The sequence below is a fragment of the Streptomyces palmae genome (genome assembly GCF_004684805.1).
GTDB lineage: Bacteria > Actinomycetota > Actinomycetes > Streptomycetales > Streptomycetaceae > Streptomyces > Streptomyces palmae.
Genome location: NZ_SRID01000734.1, coordinates 1 through 1,012 on the forward strand (window position 1 = coordinate 1; position 1,012 = coordinate 1,012).

Consider the following 1,012-nt stretch of genomic DNA (forward strand, 5'->3'; position numbering starts at 1 on the left):
GCCGGTGGCTGGGGGCCGGGCTCAGGCTCGGGGTGTGCGGCACGGCAGGGCCCCGTCCCAGGCCCGGGGCCGGGTTCGGGGCTGAGCCGGGCACGGCTCCCGTGGCGGCCCCGGGGCCGGGGCTCGCGGCAGAGCCGCACGCCCAGCGCAGGCTCGGGGCCGGATCGCTGTCGGCGGTGGGGCCCGACGCGGCTCAGCAGGAAGGCACCCGGCCCTTGCCGGTGGCGAGGGCGCGCAGCGAGGAGACCGCGTCGTCCAGCTTCCTCACCGGGACCAGCCGCAGCCCCTTGGGCAGCTCGCCGGAGGCGTCCGAGCACTCCGCCTTGGGCACCAGGAAGACCGTGGCCCCGTCCCGCCGGGCCGCCTGGGTCTTCAGGCCGACGCCGCCGACCGCCCCGACCGTGCCGTCGGGGGCGATGGTGCCGGTGCCGGCGATGGTCCGGCCGCCGGTCAGGTCACCGCCGTGCCCGTCGCCGTCCAGCTTGTCGATGATGCCGAGGGCGAGGAACAGTCCGGCGCTGGGGCCGCCGATGTCGCCCAGCCGCAGCCGCACGTCGATGTTCTCGTCGGTGCGGTTCAGATAGCGCAGGGCGGCGGCGGTCGCGTCGTGCTGCGACTCCCGCATGTCGCCGAGGTTGCGCCGCTCGACCTCCTTGGGGGACTTCCCGGCCGGGTAGACCGAGTCCCGCGGCAGCACCGCCCGGTCGGTGGCGAACCAGCTGTCCACCACGTCGTTCAGCTTCACCGTGGCATCCGGGCCGGTGGCCACGATGGAGGTCATCCGCAGCTGGCCGGTGGTCTTCCGGGTGGGGGTGCCGGTGATGGTGATCACCGGCTCGCCCTCGTCCTTGCCCAGTACGTTGACGGTCTGGCCCGGCGCCGCCAGGGAGAAGGGCAGCGGGGCGAATGCGGCGACCGCGAACAGGGCTGCGAGGAGAGCGGCACAGACCGCGAGGACGACGGCACGGCGGGAGACTGCGGGCATGGGGGTGAATCTAGCCCACCCGTCACC

1 protein-coding gene is annotated in these 1,012 nt (G+C 75.1%); it reads right to left on the bottom strand.

What is annotated here, in order from left to right; all coding sequences use genetic code 11:
• Positions 1 to 193: 193 nt before the first annotated feature.
• Entirely contained in the window at positions 194 to 985 is a 792-nt protein-coding gene (locus E4099_RS32375; RefSeq protein ID WP_135342644.1) for a S16 family serine protease, read from the bottom strand.
• Positions 986 to 1,012 lie beyond the last annotated feature (27 nt).

Excerpts from the sequence above, each read along its gene's own strand:
- E4099_RS32375 (WP_135342644.1), bottom strand. The coding sequence starts at position 985 with ATGCCCGCAGTCTCCCGCCGTGCCGTCGTCCTCGCGGTCTGTGCCGCT.